At 55.7% G+C, this 16,827-nt stretch carries 14 protein-coding genes; 2 read left to right on the forward strand and 12 right to left on the reverse strand.

Annotation, left to right across the window (positions count from 1 at the left end; translation table 11 throughout):
* Positions 1-53 precede the first annotated feature (53 nt).
* Together RGW60_RS22185 and RGW60_RS22190 are read left to right on the forward strand one after the other, a co-directional pair.
* Complete coding sequence (locus RGW60_RS22185) at positions 54-746, forward strand: hypothetical protein (RefSeq protein WP_322206628.1); 693 nt, start codon at positions 54-56, stop codon at positions 744-746.
* A complete protein-coding gene (locus tag RGW60_RS22190; protein ID WP_322206629.1) occupies positions 746-1,396 on the forward strand; it encodes a hypothetical protein in 651 nt (216 codons plus the stop codon). Before RGW60_RS22185 ends, RGW60_RS22190 begins: the two co-directional genes overlap by 1 nt.
* Positions 1,397-1,401: 5 nt before the next feature.
* On the opposite strand, the gene RGW60_RS22195 is transcribed toward RGW60_RS22190, so the two are convergent.
* The 12 genes from RGW60_RS22195 to RGW60_RS22250 form a co-directional block, all read right to left on the reverse strand.
* Positions 1,402-1,998, reverse strand: coding sequence for a MarC family protein (locus RGW60_RS22195; RefSeq protein ID WP_322206630.1), 597 nt, complete (start codon positions 1,996-1,998; stop codon positions 1,402-1,404).
* Positions 1,999-2,115: 117 nt separating this feature from the next.
* Positions 2,116-4,896, reverse strand: a complete 2,781-nt coding sequence (locus RGW60_RS22200) for a hybrid sensor histidine kinase/response regulator (protein WP_322206631.1) — start codon at positions 4,894-4,896, stop codon at positions 2,116-2,118.
* A gap of 98 nt (positions 4,897-4,994) precedes the next feature.
* The gene (gene purD / locus RGW60_RS22205) at positions 4,995-6,290 is read right to left on the reverse strand and encodes a phosphoribosylamine--glycine ligase (protein WP_322206632.1); all 1,296 of its coding nucleotides are present in this window, start codon (positions 6,288-6,290) and stop codon (positions 4,995-4,997) included.
* Between the two features lie 140 nt (positions 6,291-6,430).
* Positions 6,431-8,038 (reverse strand): bifunctional phosphoribosylaminoimidazolecarboxamide formyltransferase/IMP cyclohydrolase, encoded by a 1,608-nt coding sequence (gene purH / locus RGW60_RS22210; protein ID WP_322206633.1) that lies wholly within the window; start codon positions 8,036-8,038, stop codon positions 6,431-6,433.
* Between the two features lie 75 nt (positions 8,039-8,113).
* On the reverse strand, positions 8,114-8,434 hold the full coding sequence (gene fis / locus RGW60_RS22215; RefSeq protein WP_322206634.1) for a DNA-binding transcriptional regulator Fis: 321 nt from the start codon (positions 8,432-8,434) through the stop codon (positions 8,114-8,116).
* On the reverse strand, positions 8,431-9,444 hold the full coding sequence (dusB, locus tag RGW60_RS22220; protein ID WP_322206998.1) for a tRNA dihydrouridine synthase DusB: 1,014 nt from the start codon (positions 9,442-9,444) through the stop codon (positions 8,431-8,433). The genes fis and dusB overlap by 4 nt, the downstream gene beginning before the upstream one ends.
* A 366-nt stretch (positions 9,445-9,810) precedes the next feature.
* Positions 9,811-11,187 carry a DUF3426 domain-containing protein gene (locus RGW60_RS22225; RefSeq protein ID WP_322206635.1) on the reverse strand — a complete coding sequence of 459 codons (1,377 nt, stop codon included), beginning with the start codon at positions 11,185-11,187 and terminating at the stop codon, positions 9,811-9,813.
* Positions 11,188-11,241: 54 nt separating this feature from the next.
* On the reverse strand, positions 11,242-12,120 hold the full coding sequence (prmA, locus tag RGW60_RS22230; protein WP_322206636.1) for a 50S ribosomal protein L11 methyltransferase: 879 nt from the start codon (positions 12,118-12,120) through the stop codon (positions 11,242-11,244).
* A 340-nt stretch (positions 12,121-12,460) separates the two neighbouring features.
* Positions 12,461-13,819, reverse strand: a complete 1,359-nt coding sequence (gene accC, locus RGW60_RS22235) for an acetyl-CoA carboxylase biotin carboxylase subunit (protein ID WP_322206637.1) — start codon at positions 13,817-13,819, stop codon at positions 12,461-12,463.
* Between the two features lie 17 nt (positions 13,820-13,836).
* A complete protein-coding gene (gene accB, locus RGW60_RS22240) occupies positions 13,837-14,286 on the reverse strand; it encodes an acetyl-CoA carboxylase biotin carboxyl carrier protein (RefSeq protein WP_322206638.1) in 450 nt (149 codons plus the stop codon).
* Positions 14,287-14,310: 24 nt separating this feature from the next.
* Positions 14,311-14,766: a type II 3-dehydroquinate dehydratase gene (aroQ, locus tag RGW60_RS22245; RefSeq protein WP_322206639.1), complete on the reverse strand. Its 456-nt coding sequence runs from the start codon at positions 14,764-14,766 to the stop codon at positions 14,311-14,313.
* A gap of 128 nt (positions 14,767-14,894) precedes the next feature.
* Complete coding sequence (locus RGW60_RS22250; protein ID WP_322206640.1) at positions 14,895-16,679, reverse strand: protein-disulfide reductase DsbD; 1,785 nt, start codon at positions 16,677-16,679, stop codon at positions 14,895-14,897.
* Positions 16,680-16,827: the final 148 nt, after the last annotated feature.

Here is a 16,827-nt window from a genome sequence, read left to right on the forward strand (position 1 = left end):
CGCCGCAGGTTCCTGCGGCGGACTTCCCGTGTAGAGACACTAAGGAGAGCGTGATGCGCAATGGAATGCCAACAAACTATATCAATGCCGGCGCGTTGATGTTTTTTGATGAGTCGGTAGGAGAGTTGAATAAGCGAGATATTCTCGACGCCAGCTTATATATCCAACTGGCTGCTTCGAAAAAAAAACCTAAGTTCTCCGAGTTTGACGCTTGGTATCAAACCTATTTGAGGGCAATGGCGACGTTTGGTTGGGTCGTGTCTGCGCGCGAATACGACAGTGATCCGATACAGAACCATGGGCAATTCGATGTGTGGTCGCTCTTTAAACATGAGCTTGAGAGACGAGTGCCGGGTTCACTTATTCAAACCGCTGAGTGCCTGGTAATGGATTCACCCCAACGCTTCTTCAGCCCTGCCGCACATTCTCTGCTTGGAGAATACGCGTTCCGGTGTGAAGGAGCCGAAGGCGGTGATCCACTCTCCAGGGTGGTACTTCAGCTAAGTTTTGTGCATGGGGCCTCTTCGATGACCTCAATGTTTGTCGCGTTCAAAACGTTGGCGTCAGGGGTGGAGCATGCGTTTTTCAAGCCGTTAGATCGTAATCAAATTGTGGGCAATCTTGAGCTTGCGTCGTTTTCGGCGCAACTGTCTGATTTGCGCTATGCGCAGTTTAGAGATCAATTCATTGCCGCTCTCGGTGCCAGAAGGTCGACATTGATTCTGGCGCTTGAGGAGCATCAATAATGATCAAGGAGCACACTCGCATCGCGATAGCAGGCAATAACTTGGTCTCGTTCGTGGCGGGTATGTCTACGCAGGAAAAGGAGGACGTGTTGGACATGTTGTTGTACGCGGACTTTTTTGCCAGCCAGGCATATGACCGACGGGTGCACTGGAAAAGTTGGCTGGATTACTATCGCAACAGATTGGTCAGACACGGCTGTGCGTTGAAAAGTCTCATCGTGAGGGATCCTGTGGTAATCACCGATCCCTACGAATTGGACCGCCTGACTTTTAAAGTCGTGGGCGCCGAGGGCTCGGCCGAGCTTGCCGGTTTGGTTCAAGCATCGTTTAGCGCCATACGAGTCAACGACTACGCCCGAGCGTTTTTTCAACGGGGCACAGGGGCGGGCCGCATCGGAAGTTTTCAAATCGTACCGTGCGATAGAACCCGCGATGGTCAGATCAGAATTTTCCTGTGCGCCTTGCAGATCAACGCACTTGAAATAGTCGATGAAGGATGGTTCTGGAATAACAATACGCGGGATTTGGTGTTGCGCTTGGTGGGCGGTGTATATGAGTTTAGTCGTGATAATTACGCCTCATCTCGCGATCAAATACGCACCAAGCTGATTCAGAATTCAACGCGCTTTATTCAAGACATTGAGCTCTAAGGGCCCTAAGGCAATAAATATCCTCTGACCCCGGTAAAGATAATTTGCGCTGCCAACGCACACACAAACAATCCCATCAGCCGACTGACGATCTGCAGGCCCTGATCGCCCAGAATGTTCTCGATGCGATTCGATAGATACAGCACGATGCCGACGGTCAAACTGGCGAGGGCAATGCTGAGGATGGCCGTGAGTTTGTCATCCCAGTGGGGTTGGCTGACGCCCATGACCAACAATGCGCCGATGGTGCCCGGTCCGACGGTCAGCGGAATGGTCAGCGGGACAATAGTGACGTCCTGCTGAACATTGTCAGTTTGCACAGCAGATTTACCTTGAGCCATTCCGAGCGCCGAAATGAACAAGACACTGCCTGCACCGATGCGGAAGGCATCGACGGTGATACCGAATACCGAGAAAATCAATCGTCCGAACAGGTACAGCAGCACGCTTGACATCAAGGTGGCCAGCGCGACTTTCCACGCAAGGCGACGACGCTCCTTGCTGGAGTAACCACGCGTGAGGCTGATGAAGCACGACAGAACGAAGAACGGGCTATAGAGCACTAACATCTTCAGATAAACGCTGAACAACACGTGAAGCATGGCTTGAGCTCGCGCGACTGGGAAAGGACGACAGGAAGTCTATCAGGCGGGGCGGCTTATCTCGCTGAGGAATATGAGCTTAAGGGGAGTAAAGGAACAATGAGCGTCTGATGGCGGTCAATGTGTCTTGGAATACCGCTGACTCTGTACGCGCTTCGCAACCCAGTGCTCAATAAGCTCGCGCAGCTGCGATAGCTCTACGGGCTTGGCCATGTGCCCATCCATGCCTGCCTGACGCGCCCGTTCCTTGTGCTCCGTCAGGATATGCGCGGTCAATGCAACCACGGGTGTACGAACTCGTTGATTGGCGACCTCCCAGATACGTAATTGTTGGGTGGCAGAAAAACCGTCAAGGATTGGCATTTCACAGTCCATCAGCACAAGGTCATAGCGCTGGGTTTTCATGGCAAGCAGAGCTTCTTCGCCATTGCTGGCGGTATCCGGTTGCAGGTTGAGCTTGCCGAGCATGCCGCGAATGACTTTAGTCGAGATGCTGTTGTCTTCGGCGACCAGTATGCGGAAATCACTCGGTACGTTAATTGGGCTGATCAGAGGATTGCTGGAAGCGTATGGCGTACCCGTCAGGGCACCCCGGCTACGTTGATTGAGTTCGTCCGCCAACGTGGTCTTGAGTGTGTAGCCTGCGACCGGTTTTGCCAAAATGCGTTTGATCCCTGCATTACGCGCAATGATTTTGCTCGGTGCATTGCTGATGCCGGTGAGCATGATCAGCAAGATGTCGTGATTCAGGCTCGGGTCTTCCTTGATCTTCGCTGCAAGCTGCATGCCTGTCATACCTGGCATGTTCTGGTCGAGCAACACCACATCGAAATAGTCGCGCAGGTGGGCTTTGGTCCGCAGCAGCGCCAGCGCTTCCTTTCCCGACGGCACGGCGCTGACATTCAAGCCCCAAGCGCTGCATTGCTGCACCAACACTTTGCGGCACGTGTCGTTGTCGTCCACCACCAATACCCGAGCGCCCTGGAGGGGGCCATCGAGATCGGTAGTCGGTTGCTCCAGCCGATCCGGGTCCAGGGGCAATGTCAGCCAAAGGGTGCTGCCATGGGTATTGCTGGTCTGAATGCCAAACTCGCCATGCATCAGCATGATCAATTGGCGCGCGATCACTAGCCCCAGATGACCGCCTAATTTGGTTGTGGCGAGGAAATTCTTGCTATGCAGTTCGGCGTGTAGAAGGGTGTCGCGTTCATGGGGAGCCAAGGGTTCGCCACTGTCCTGAACGGCTATACGTAAACGTGGCTTGCCGCTACGCGAATCCAGAGCAACCACGAGCAGGATCTCGCCTTCGTCGGCCTTTTTCATCGCGTTTTCGAGCAGGCTGAGCAGGGCCTGACGCAAACGTGTTGGATCGCCGCTGATGACCCGTGGGACTTGGGGCTGAATGAAGCTGATCAGCTCGACATTCTGCTGCTCGGCTTTGGCTCGGAAGATATTCAGGCAGTCTTCGATCAATGCGTTGAGATCGAATTGCACGTCGTCGAGTTCGATCTGTCCAGATTCGAGTTTGGTGATGTCTAGAATTTCATTGATCAGTGTCAGCAGCTCGTTGCCTGCGCTATGGATAGTTTGAACATAGTCACGTTGTTTGACCGAGAGCGGCGTACCCAGAAGTAACTCGGTCATGCCCAACACACCGTTCATCGGGGTGCGAATTTCGTGGCTGATTTTAGCCAGAAACTCAGCCTTGGCTTTAATTTCAGCCGTGCTAGCGGCGAGATCGCGGCTAGCACTGAACTCATCTTCGGTGATGCTGCGATGGCGCTCACTCAGGGCCACGCTCATCAATAGGCCCGAAGCACAGAACACACCCAGCAGAGTAATGATTAGCCATTGTGGCGCGATCATTGTCAGGCCCAGCAAGGCCGGCAGAATCACCAGGCAGCCCAGGTTGAAGATGACCATTCCCAATACAAAAAGGCGGGCCGGGTTGTAGCCCTTTTGCCAGTGATATACCGCGACAAACAGGATGCTCAGGCTGGCTAACGCCACTAAACCATAGGTAATTAGGTTCAGCGGCAAGCTGTTGACGAATAACTCCAAAAGGCCCGCTAATGCAATGATTAGCATGTCGGCTAATAGCAGTCGATTCAAAACAACCGAGCCACAGGGTGCGAAAAAGCGATAGGCAAACATTAAGCCGCTGAGTGCTGCCATAACCAACGCCCAATATGCGTTGGGGGTCTGGGCCACGTGCCAGTTCGGCACCCAGGATGCCAGAAGATTAAACAATAACATCGCGCTTAGCGTCAGCATCGCTTCGCACGCTGCCAGCCACAAGCTGGCGTGGGAGCGGGTATGGGTGAACCGGGTAATGTTCTGCAGGATCAGCATCGCCAGACAACCTAAAAATAGGCCGAGCAACAAAGGTTGACGCTCATCCGCCGCGATTGAAATGGCTGACTGCAGGGTAATGTTTGGTCGCAGTTGTTGTTCTGAAACCAAGCGCAGATAAATGTCCAGCATGCCAATGCTCTGCGGCATCGGCATCAGAAAATCAGTGGAATGCAATGACTGGATATCGCGAGGAATGTTGTTGCCGGTGCGCGAATGAGTAATCACCTTGTCGCCATCAAGCACGTAAAGGTCAAGACTGGCCAAGTCGGGAGCAAAAACTCTAAGCAATTGCTCGTGCTCATTGGGAAGCAGCCGATAGTGCAACCAGACAGCGCTATTACGGTCTCCTGCGGAGACTTGATCAAGGTTAATAGGGCTAAATTGATTAACGTACCGAGGCGAACGTACGTCGCTCAATTGCAGGCTGGCCTGATCATCGACCAGCGTCGACCATCCACCACGTTGCTCGGCATAGCCGGGAAGCATGCAGAGAAGTGTCAGCAGACCAATGGTGAAACCTATGGCAATCCTGAGCCAGCGCACGGCGAAATCCCTTCGTAGGTGAATGCCAGATAACTATGCGCGGGGCTGGAATTGACAGGCAGTCCCCTTTGAGAGTTCTGCCTGAGAGGCTGCATGCCTTATTCCAGATCTTCACCACGCTCGCGAGCAATGGCCCGATAGCCAATGTCCTTGCGATAGAAACAACCGTCCCAACTAATTTCAGCCGCCAGTCTGTAAGCCTGTTCCTGCGCGGCGCCCACGGTGTCGCCCAGTGCTGTCGCACACAGGACACGCCCGCCTGACGTTACTACCTGGCCATCCTGCAACGTTGTTCCGGCATGGAATACTTTGCCGGTCATACCCGCTACGACATCCAAGCCTTTGATCGCAGCGCCTTTAACGTAATCACCTGGATAACCGCCAGCGGCCAGCACGACGCCCAGACTTGGACGAGGATCCCACTGCGCTTCAACTTTATCCAAAGCCTTGGCTAGCGCGGCTTCGATCAACAACACCAGGCTAGACTGCAAGCGCAACATCACTGGCTGGGTTTCTGGATCGCCGAAACGGCAGTTGAATTCAATGACCTTCGGATTTCCAGCCTTATCGATCATCAAACCAGCATAGAGGAAGCCGGTGTAAATGTTCCCTTCCTCGGCCATCCCGCGGACAGTCGGCCATATCACCGAATCCATGACGCGCTGGTGAACGTCGGCGGTCACTACCGGAGCTGGGGAGTAGGCGCCCATGCCTCCGGTATTGGGGCCAGTGTCGGCGTCGCCGACACGTTTGTGGTCTTGGCTGGTGGCCATAGGCAAAACGTTCTTACCGTCGACCATGACAATGAAGCTGGCTTCTTCGCCATCAAGAAACTCTTCAATCACCACCCGCGAACCTGCTTCGCCAAACGCGTTGCCTGCGAGCATATCGCGTACAGCGTCTTCAGCTTCAGCCAGGGTCATGGCGACAATCACGCCTTTGCCCGCAGCGAGGCCGTCGGCTTTGATCACGATAGGAGCGCCGACTTTCTGCAAGTACGCCAATGCGGGCTCGACTTCGGTGAAGTTCTGGTAATCAGCTGTCGGAATCTTGTGGCGCGCCAGGAAGTCTTTGGTAAAAGCTTTCGAACCTTCCAGCTGCGCAGCAGCAGCGGTGGGGCCAAAGCAATCCAGGCCACGAGAGCGGAATAGATCGACCACGCCTGCCACTAGTGGCACTTCAGGGCCGACGATAGTCAGGGATACATTTTTTTCTGCAAAATTTGCCAGCTCAGCGAGGGCAAGTACGTCGATATCGACGTTTTCGCATTTGGCCTCTGTCGCGGTCCCGGCATTGCCCGGTGCGACGAAAACTTTCACAACACGTGGGTCCTGCGCGACTTTCCACGCCAGCGCGTGTTCACGTCCACCGGCGCCAATGATTAGAACGTTCAAATAAAAGCTCCTTCGGAAAGCTGCAAGCTACAAGCGGCAAGTAAAGGCAGGTTGCACGTGCTCTACCACCTGTTGCTTTGAATAAGTGAGGCTGCAAACTACAGGCAAGAGCGAACAAGTTGGCTCTTATAGGATAGAAATCAGTGCCTGAAGTGACGCATGCCGGTGAAGACCATGGCGATGCCTGCTTCATCGGCTGCAGCGATCACTTCGTTGTCACGCATCGAGCCGCCTGGTTGGATGACAGCGGTAATTCCAACCTTGGCTGCATTGTCGATACCGTCGCGGAACGGGAAGAACGCGTCCGATGCCATAACAGCGCCTTGCACTGACAAACCTGCGTGCTCAGCTTTGATTGCGGCGATGCGCGCGGAGTTGACGCGGCTCATCTGGCCCGCGCCGACGCCGATAGTCTGGCGATTTTTTGCGTAGACGATGGCGTTGGACTTCACATACTTGGCGACTTTCCACGCGAAGATCAGGTCATGAATTTCCTGTTCGCTCGGGGCACGTTGGGTGACGACTTTCAGGTCGTCGCTGCCAATCATGCCGATGTCACGGCTCTGAACCAGCAAGCCGCCGTTAACGCGCTTGAAATCCCAGGCTGGGCTGCGCTCGGTCGCCCATTGACCGCTAATCAGCAAGCGAACATTGATCTTCGTGGCAATAATGGCTTGGGCTTCAGCAGTAACGCTCGGCGCGATAATCACTTCAACAAACTGGCGCTCGACGATGGCCTGAGCGGTCTTGGCGTCAAGTTCACGGTTGAAGGCTATGATGCCGCCAAATGCTGACTCGCTATCGGTAGCGTAGGCCAACTCGTAGGCCTGACGAATGCCGCCTTCGTCATCCGGGCTCACTGCCACGCCACAAGGGTTGGCATGTTTGACAATGACGCAGGCCGGCTTGACGAAGCTTTTTACGCATTCCAGTGCCGCATCGGTGTCCGCCACGTTGTTGTACGACAATTCTTTGCCTTGCAACTGGGTGGCGGTGGCAATGCCGACCTCGGCAGGATGGGCTTCTACATAGAACGCCGCGCTTTGATGCGGGTTCTCGCCGTAGCGCATTTCCTGAGCCTTGATGAATTGGCTATTGAAGGTCCGCGGGAATGCGCTGCGGCCTTGGGTACTGAGGGTTTCGGTGGTCTGATCTATGCTGCCCAAATAGTTCGCGATCATGCCGTCGTAAGCGGCGGTGTGTTCAAACGCCTTGAGCATCAGGTCAAATCGTTGGGCGTACGTCAGGCCACCAGCCTTGAGGCTTTCCAGAACGTGGGAGTAGTCGCTGGCATTGACCACTATCGCTACGTCTTTGTGGTTTTTTGCTGCCGAGCGAACCATGGTTGGGCCGCCGATATCGATGTTTTCGATGGCGGTTGGGAGGTCGCACCCTGGTTTGGCAATCGTTGCTTCAAAAGGGTAAAGGTTGACCGCGACCAGGTCGATTGGCTTGATCCCATGCTCGGCCATGATGGCGTCGTCGATGCCACGGCGACCAAGGATGCCACCGTGGACTTTCGGGTGCAGGGTCTTGACCCGGCCGTCCATCATTTCTGCGAAGCCGGTGTAGTCCGCGACTTCGACCGCCGCAATGCCGTTCTCTTGCAGCAGTTTAAACGTGCCGCCTGTGGAGAGAATCTCGACGCCCAAGGCTCCGAGTTCACGGGCGAAATCGACGATGCCGGTCTTATCGGAGACGCTGATCAGCGCACGGCGGATCGGCAGGCGGGTAGTCTGGTCGGTCATTTCAATTTCCATCTAAAGCAAAAGGGTCAGCAAAAAAGGCGACCCGCTGAGGTGGGTCGCCTTTTTGATTAATGCTTACAGCAGATCGTACTGCTTGAGTTTTTTGCGCAAGGTGCCGCGATTAAGGCCCAGTAATTCAGAGGCTTTGGTCTGGTTTCCCTTGACGTAGTTCATCACACATTCGAGCAGCGGCGCCTCGACCTCCGACAGCACGAGGTTGTACACATCCGTGACGGCAGCGCCTTCAAGGTGGGCGAAATAATTATGCAGCGCTTTCTCGACACTGCCACGCAGGGTCTGACCCTCCTCGCTGGGCGTGTTGAGGTGCTGTTTCAAATTTACGTTTTCGCTCACGGGTGTTGTTCCACTCACTAAATTCTCGGTCATCATCGTCATGCGGCCACCTCTTTTTCGTCCCCTGTTTCCGGGCTCTCATAACGCTCGCTGAAGAACTCACGAACGTCGGCGCACTGTGTTTCCGTATCTTCCAAACGATTGAAACGGGCACGAAACTCCCTGGCGCCCGGCAGGGTTGCGAGATACCAGCCGACATGCTTGCGTGCAATTCGCACACCCAACACATCGCCATAGAAAATGTGCAGCGCAGCCAAGTGCTCAAGCAGGATGCGTTCCACTTCACTCACCTGTAACGCGGGCAATATTTCGCCGGTACGCAGGTAGTGTTCTATCTCGCGAAAAATCCAGGGCCGCCCTTGGGCGGCTCTGCCAATCAATAATCCGTCTGCCCCGGTGGCGTGCAGCACATACCGGGCTTTGGCCGGTGAATCAATGTCACCATTGGCAAACACTGGGATCGACACCGCCTGCTTGATCTCGGCAATGGTGTCGTACTCGGCTTCGCCGGTGTATAGATCAGCACGGGTTCGGCCGTGCACGGCCAATGCCACAATCCCGGCTTGTTCGGCGATCTTGGCTACGGTCAGGCCGTTTTTGTTCAACCGGTCCCAGCCGGTGCGTATCTTCAAGGTGACCGGTACATCAACTGCCGCCACCACGGCTTGCAGGATCTCGGTGACCAGTTGTTCGTCTTTCAATAACGCGGAACCTGCGGCCTTGTTGCAAACTTTTTTTGCCGGGCAACCCATGTTGATGTCGATGATCTGTGCGCCCAGTTCAACATTGGCGCGTGCTGCGTTTGCCAGCATTTGCGGGTCCCCACCGGCGATCTGGACCGAACGGGGTTCAGGATCACCTTCATGGATCATGCGCAGGCGCGATTTGCGACTGTTCCACAGGCTCATGTCGCTGGTCACCATTTCCGATACCACTAGCCCCGCGCCGAGTTGGCGGCAAAGCTGGCGAAAGGGCTGGTCAGTAACTCCAGCCATCGGGGCAAGAATCAAGCCGTTTTGCAATGTATAAGGGCCGATGCGTAGCGCCGACATAGGTGTGCCTGTTAGGGGGCCGATCATCGCTGCTCTTGCGAAAACCATTGCATTCGTCGCTGCGTGTTCACGCTGCCCGAAGGTCCGTTTTCAGGTGCAGAAGCGAGTTTTCAGTCGGAACCCAGAGTATGAAAAAGGGTTGGCATGATACCCGCTCTCGATGACTGGATAAAGGCTGAATTGGATAAAATCTGAGCAGTTATTTTCTTATCGCCGCAAGTTTGGCTCAAACACTGGATGTCATAAAAGTGTCGCCAATAGCGGGTCGGGAATTGTCGCTCGGGTTAGCTTTAATCTATCGATCTTTCGCCGACCTGTGATCGCCCATCGACCGGCTGGCAAACGCCTGTGAGGGCTATCCGAGGTCTACTCAGGTGATCGAAAGCTTAGGCTGTAATTGACGGCTTTGGTACCGGGATCAAGGATGTCCAACGCGATATGAATGGGTGTCTGTGGTGGCATTTCAGCCTTGCCCGCCATTTCGCCACTCAAGTATTCGCTTGGCTTAAACCGACGACTGGCAATGAGCTGACCATTGGGGTCGGCAAAACGCAGTTCCAATAATGGGAAGGGCTGTGAAAACGACGCTCGGTTATAGATGATTGCATCGACTACCAGCGCACCTTTGAAGTCAGGATGGCTGCGTACGATCAAGTTGCTGCTCTTGAGCAGGTCTATGTTCACCTTGGATGGCACGTTGCAGCCGACTTGAGGGCAGGCGAGTTGAAACCAGGGGCGGTATTGATCCTGTCGCGCCATCTCGTCGAAGTGATACCAAACGTATTGTCCGGCCAACGCTGCGACAGCCAGCAGAATCAGAAGTCCCCAGGCAAAGCGACGACCCCAGCGAGGCTTGGGTTTTTGCCAGTCGAGCTGCAATGGGTCATCCGTGAGGTCGAGGATAGGTTTGTTGCGCAGCACATTTTCATGCAGGCCAGGCTCGGTGCGACTGCGCTTGAGTCGAGGCCCAGGACGCTGAGGCGGTTCGTTCAGCGGTTGAAGCTCTTCGTCATCAACAGCCGAAAATCGCTCGCCCGACTCATCGTAAACGGCTTCCCCGTGGTGAGTGATGGTCCCGGAATTTCCAGGCACCGCATTGAGAGGCTTGGGTTCGTGTTCCGAATCACCGGGCGCGTAGGACAACGACGGTTCGGTGCGCTCGTTACGTGTAGAGGGCTCGTGGGTAAGTTTCGCCTCGTGTGAGGTATCCACCGCCGACTCCCGCTCAGGGTCGCGGTCGGCGGCGTCATCGTTTAGCAAGCTGGCGTATTGTTCACTCTCGCCTTCTGTGTTGTCGCGATGAGCGCTCATCGCTGAATCACCCTTGCGGGAATGATCGGCTTGACCAAAGGTTTCCGGAAGCTGGATTTCTCGCTGTTCAAGCTTGGCCAATGCTTCGTCGAGATCAAGGTTATCCAGGTCAAGGCTGGCGAAATCGTGCGACGGAGTCTTCCACTCTTTGATGGGTGTATCGGATGGCCGTTCAACCGGTTGCTCGGTCGGCTTTTCGTCAAGCGCAATAACGGGTGGCAGCGCCCTGGGTGTCGTCGGTGGCGCAGGAGAGGGGGTCTGACTCTCTTCGACCAGTTTGCCAGCACGCTGTCCGAGCAGCTGTTTCGCAGCGTTGAAAACTTGCAGGCACGCTCCGCACCGGACGACGCCACGGGCCACGCTCAATTGAGCATGGCTCACGCGGAAACTGGTCTGGCAGTGCGGGCACTGGGTTACAAAACTGTCGGTCATGCGGCGATCCGGTTCATGCAGGCGCTGATTCTAGCCCGCGGCTTCAAGCAACGGTTAACGGCGACGGCCAGTGATGCGAACCCAGCCATCACGGTCAGCAATCGGGTCAAGGGCAAACGTTTCGGCGTAAGCGGCGGCCACTTCCTTGCCCTGTTCAGCGAGAATCCCGGACAACGCAAGGCGGCCACCAGCTTTGACCAGACTGGCGAGCGTTGGTGCCAATGACACCAGTGGACCGGCGAGGATGTTGGCCACCAGTACGTCCGCTTTTTCTTGAGGCAGGTCTTCGGGCAGGAACAGCGTAAAGCGTTCGGGTGCTATGTGGTTGCGCCCGGCGTTATCTCGCGATGCATCCAGCGCCTGGAAGTCGATGTCGGTACCGACCGCTTGTTTCGCCCCCAGCAGCAGGGCAGCGATGGCTAAAATTCCCGAGCCACAGCCGAAGTCCAATACGTCGCAGTCTTTAAGATCCTGATCGTCGAGCCATTCAAGGCACAGCGCCGTCGTTGGATGAGTGCCGGTGCCGAAGGCCAAGCCTGGATCAAGTAGCAAATTTACCGCGTCAGGCTCCGGCGCGACGTGCCAGCTTGGCACAATCCACAGGCGCTGACCGAAACGCATTGGCTGGAAATTGTCCATCCAGCTGCGTTCCCAGTCTTGGTCTTCGATGACTTCGCTCATGTGCTCCGGCAGCTCGACGCCGGTGAGCAGTTGCAGGTGGGCCAGCACTTGATCGGCGTCGGTATCGGCTTCGAACAGCGCCAGCAAATGGGTGTGTGACCACAACGGCGTGGTGTTCAGCTCAGGTTCGAAAATTGGCTGATCTTCGGCATCCATGAACGTGACGGAAACGGCGCCCACTTCAAGAAAAGCGTCTTCGTAGGTTTCGGCTTGTTCTGGGCTGATGGCGAGACGGACTTGCAGCCAAGGCATGGCGGGCACCTATGAAAAATGACATGTGCAGCGCTTGGCTGCGAGAAGCGCGCAAGTTTACTTGAGCGCGAAGGTGAAGGGCAAAAAACAACAACGCCGTTGTTGGCAGTAATGGGCCAACCAGAGCGCAGATTTTTTAGATGGCGCTAAGGAAAACTGACTTGTAAACACAATAACTTTAACGTTTCGCTGCTTGGCATGAATCAAATCCTCCACCCCGTGACCCTATTACAAGGGTTTGTTCAGCCTATTCGCCCACATTAACAGGCTTAGAGACAAGAAAACCTGGCTGCGAGGCCAGGTTTTCTTTGGGTACCAACTGCGCAAGCAATAGAGACCGTTATTCGTTAGCCAGTTTGTGTTCCAAGTAATGAATGTTGACACCGCCTTCGCAGAAGCCTTCATCACGGGTCAGGTCGCGGTGCAGTGGGATGTTGGTCTTGATCCCGTCGACTACGATTTCATCCAGGGCATTACGCATGCGTGCCATGGCTTCGTCGCGGGTTGCGCCCCACGTGATCAGTTTGCCAATCAATGAATCGTAGTTCGGCGGAACCTTGTAGCCACTGTAGAGGTGCGAATCGACCCTTACTCCATTTCCGCCCGGCGCATGGAAATGCTTGACCATGCCAGGGCTTGGCAGGAAGGTTTTTGGGTCTTCAGCGTTGATCCGGCATTCAATCGCATGCCCACGAATGACGACGTCATCTTGGGTGTACGACAGTTTGTTGCCAGCGGCGATGCTGAGCATCTCCTTAACGATGTCGATCCCGGTGACCATTTCCGAAACCGGGTGTTCTACTTGAACGCGAGTGTTCATCTCGATGAAGTAGAAGTTGCCGTTTTCATACAGGAACTCAAAGGTCCCGGCGCCACGGTAGCCGATGTCGATGCAGGCCTTGACGCAGCGAGCAAACACTTCTTGCCGTGCTTTTTCGTCGATACCCGGCGCTGGTGCCTCTTCCAATACCTTCTGATGACGACGTTGCAGCGAGCAGTCACGGTCGCCCAAGTGGATCGCATGGCCCTGGCCATCGGACAACACCTGAACTTCCACGTGACGTGGGTTGGTCAGAAATTTTTCCAGATAGACCATCGGGTTGCTGAACCAGGCGGCCGCTTCGGCTCGGGTCTGTTTGGCGGCCTCGATCAAGTCTTCTTCTTGATGCACTTCACGCATGCCCCGACCACCACCGCCGCCAGCGGCTTTGATGATTACGGGGTAGCCGACCTGACGGCCGATGTGCAGCGCTATTTCCTCGTCTTCCGGCAGCGGGCCGTCAGAGCCTGGGACCGTCGGTACACCTGCGCGCTTCATGGCGTCTTTGGCAGAAACCTTGTCGCCCATCAGGCGGATGGTTTCGGCGGTTGGGCCAATGAATGCAAAACCGGATTTTTCCACCTGTTCAGCGAAATCAGCATTTTCCGCCAGGAAGCCGTAGCCGGGGTGAATCGCTGTGGCCCCCGTTACTTCGGCGGCTGCAATGATTGCCGGGATGTGCAGGTAGGACAGGTTGGCCGGAGCCGGGCCGATGCAAACGCTTTCGTCTGCCAGGCCCAAATGCATCAAATCCTTGTCCGCAGTTGAGTAAACCGCGACGGTCTTGATGCCCATTTCCTTGCAGGCGCGCAAGATCCGCAGGGCAATTTCACCACGGTTGGCGATCAGAACTTTTTGCAACTTCGCAGGTTTCAACATCGTTGTTTCTCCGCGGCTCAAACGACGGTGAACAGCGGCTGGTCGTACTCAACCGGCTGACCGTTTTCTACCAGAATGGATTCAATCACTCCGCTCGTTTCAGCCTGGATGTGGTTCATCATTTTCATGGCTTCGACGATGCAGATGGTGTCGCCTTTCTTGATGGTCTGGCCCACTTCAACGAACGCAGGGGAGGTCGGTGCAGGGGTGCGGTAGAACGTACCCACCATAGGCGACTTGACCACGGTGCCATTCAATTTCGGCGCAGCCGGTGCTTCTGCAACAACGGGAGCAGCGACTGGCGCGGCAACCGGAGCGGCCATTGGTGCAGGCGCGTAATACTGCTGAGCAGGGGTCTTGCTGTGGCGGCTGATACGTACAGACTCTTCGCCTTCACGAATTTCAAGCTCATCGATGCCGGACTCTTCCAGCAATTCGATCAATTTTTTAACTTTACGGATATCCATGAATCGTCAACTCCCAAGGATCGGTCAGGGGCGCATAGCTTGTTGTTCAAGCTGTTCCAGGGCGGCCTCCAGGGCCAGTCGATAACCGCTGGCGCCAAGGCCGCAGATCACTCCCACCGCTACATCGGAGAAGTAAGAGTGATGGCGGAAAGGTTCGCGTTTGTGCACGTTAGAGAGATGCACTTCGATGAATGGGATGCTCACTGCCAGCAACGCGTCACGTAATGCGACGCTTGTGTGCGTAAAAGCTGCAGGATTGATCAAAATGTAGTCCACGCCTTCATCGCGGGCCGCGTGGATACGGTCAATCAATTCGTATTCGGCGTTGCTTTGTAAATACAGCAGATGATGGCCACCATCACGAGCTCGTTGTTCCAGATCCTGGTTGATCTGCGCCAGGGTTACCGAGCCATAAACGCCCGGCTCACGAGTGCCGAGCAGGTTCAGATTAGGTCCGTGGAGAACCAGTAGCGTCGCCATCTGTTGTTCCTTGTTATGTGAGCGAGCATGATGCGCAGCGACTATGCCGCAATCTGCCGTGGACTGTCCAGTTAACCGCAATAGCCAGCACGATGACCGATGTTCGCGCGAAGTTTATGACTCGACCTTTAGGTTTGGTCATTTGCCTTGTTAATGCGCTTTACCAGGTCGGCGGCGTTGATCTCACCCACTACCCGAGCCTCGGCCTGCTCTGCGCCGTTTTTACCGAAGAACAGCAAGGCGGGCGGTCCAAACAGGCGGTAGCGGTCAAGTAAGGCGCGCTGCTCGGCGTTGCTTTCAGTCATATCAAAACGGATCAATCGATAACCGGCCAACTGACGCTTGACCTCCGGGTCGGGCAGTACGTCGTGTTCGATCACTTTGCAGCTGATGCACCAGTCCGCGTACCAATCCAGCAACAGCGGTTGACCGGCGGCTTTCGCTTCGCTGAGTGCCCGGTCCAGCTCCGTCGCGGAACTGATGGTTTGCCAGGCGTCAGCGGCGGGTGGCGCGCCATTGGCCATCAATGCCGGTTGCGTTCCTCCCAGCGGCCGGAACGGGTCGGTTTGCCCGCTGAACGCGCCGTACCAGCACGCCAGCGCGTAAACCAGCAGGAACACGCCCAATAACTGCGCTAACCGCTCGGCGGGCGTTTTCGGTGAAAACTCCAACGCCCCAAGAAATAAGGCCACCCCCGCCCCCAGCAGACCCAGCAGCAGTAAGGTGATTTCGCCGGGAATAACGCGGCTGAGTAAGCCGATAGCGACTGCCAGCAGCAGCACGCCAATGATGTTCTTAACGGTGACCAGCCACGGTCCGCTTTTGGGTAACCAAGCGGCCCCACCGGTGGCGACGATCACTAGCGGGGCGCCCATGCCGAGGCCGAGGGCAAACAATTTCATGGCGCCACCCAAGGCATCGCCGCTGGCGCTTATATAAAGCAGCGCTCCCGCCAATGGCGCGGAAACGCAGGGCGAAACGAGCAAGCTGGAAACCACGCCTAGAACAGCCGCGCCCCACAACGATCCGCCTTCCGTGCGACCTGCGACGCGGTGCAGATGGCTGCTGATGAAGTGCGGCAAACGCACCTGAAACAGGTCAAACATCGCCAGGGCAAACACCACGAAGAACAGCGCAAAGGGCACCAGAACCCAGGCCGATTGCAGGCGCGCCTGTAGATTCAAACTCGCGCCGAACATGCCCATCAACGCGCCCAACACCGCGAAGCAGACCGCCATCGGCAACACGTAAGCCAGCGAAAGGCTAAACCCGCGCACGCCTCCAATCTGACCGCGCAATACCACGCCGGATAGAATCGGCAGCATCGGCAGTACGCACGGCGTAAAGGTCAGACCGATGCCAGCGAGGAAAAACAGGGCCAGTTCTTTCCAGTTCCATGCGTTTTTGCTGGGGAGGGAGGCAGGCAAAGCGGAGGTTGTTGCTGCAACATCGCCAATGGCCAGTCGTTCGGTTTCAGGCGGATAGCACAGGCCTTTGTCGGCGCAGCCTTGATAGGTTACCGCGAGGGTGAACGGGCGGTTGTCGCCAGGTTTGCGTGGGATGTCGACGTCCAGAATGCCGTGATAGACCTCGACGTCGCCGAAATACTCATCGTGTTTCTTTTCGCCGGGGGGCAGTTGTGCCTGGCCCAAACCAATGTCGGCGGGCTCTGCGCGGAACTGAAAGCGATGGCGGTAGAGGTAATAGCCTTCGGTGGGGACGAAGCGCAGCTTGATCGATTTATCGGTGACTTCGATCAGGTTCAGGCGAAAAGCTTCATGCACTGGCAGAAAATCACTGCTGTTGTTCAGTAATGAACCACCCAGCGTGGTGCTCGGGCGACTGTCCAACAAACTCGCGCCGACGGCGGGCAGGGCGAGGATCAACAGCATCAGGCAAAGCAGGCGGCGCATAGCAGTCTCGCATGTCGAAAGTTCGCGCATGATAGCGGACTGTTTCCCGTCGTGCTGTGCCGTGAGTTGTAAGGGCAAGTTTCTAAATCTACCCGTATTCTCAAGATCGTCGTTGCAAAAAAGCTGCAATCAGCCGGGAACCGGTCGA

The organism is Pseudomonas sp. AB6 (assembly GCF_034314105.1).
In the GTDB taxonomy this organism is placed as follows: Bacteria; Pseudomonadota; Gammaproteobacteria; order Pseudomonadales; family Pseudomonadaceae; genus Aquipseudomonas.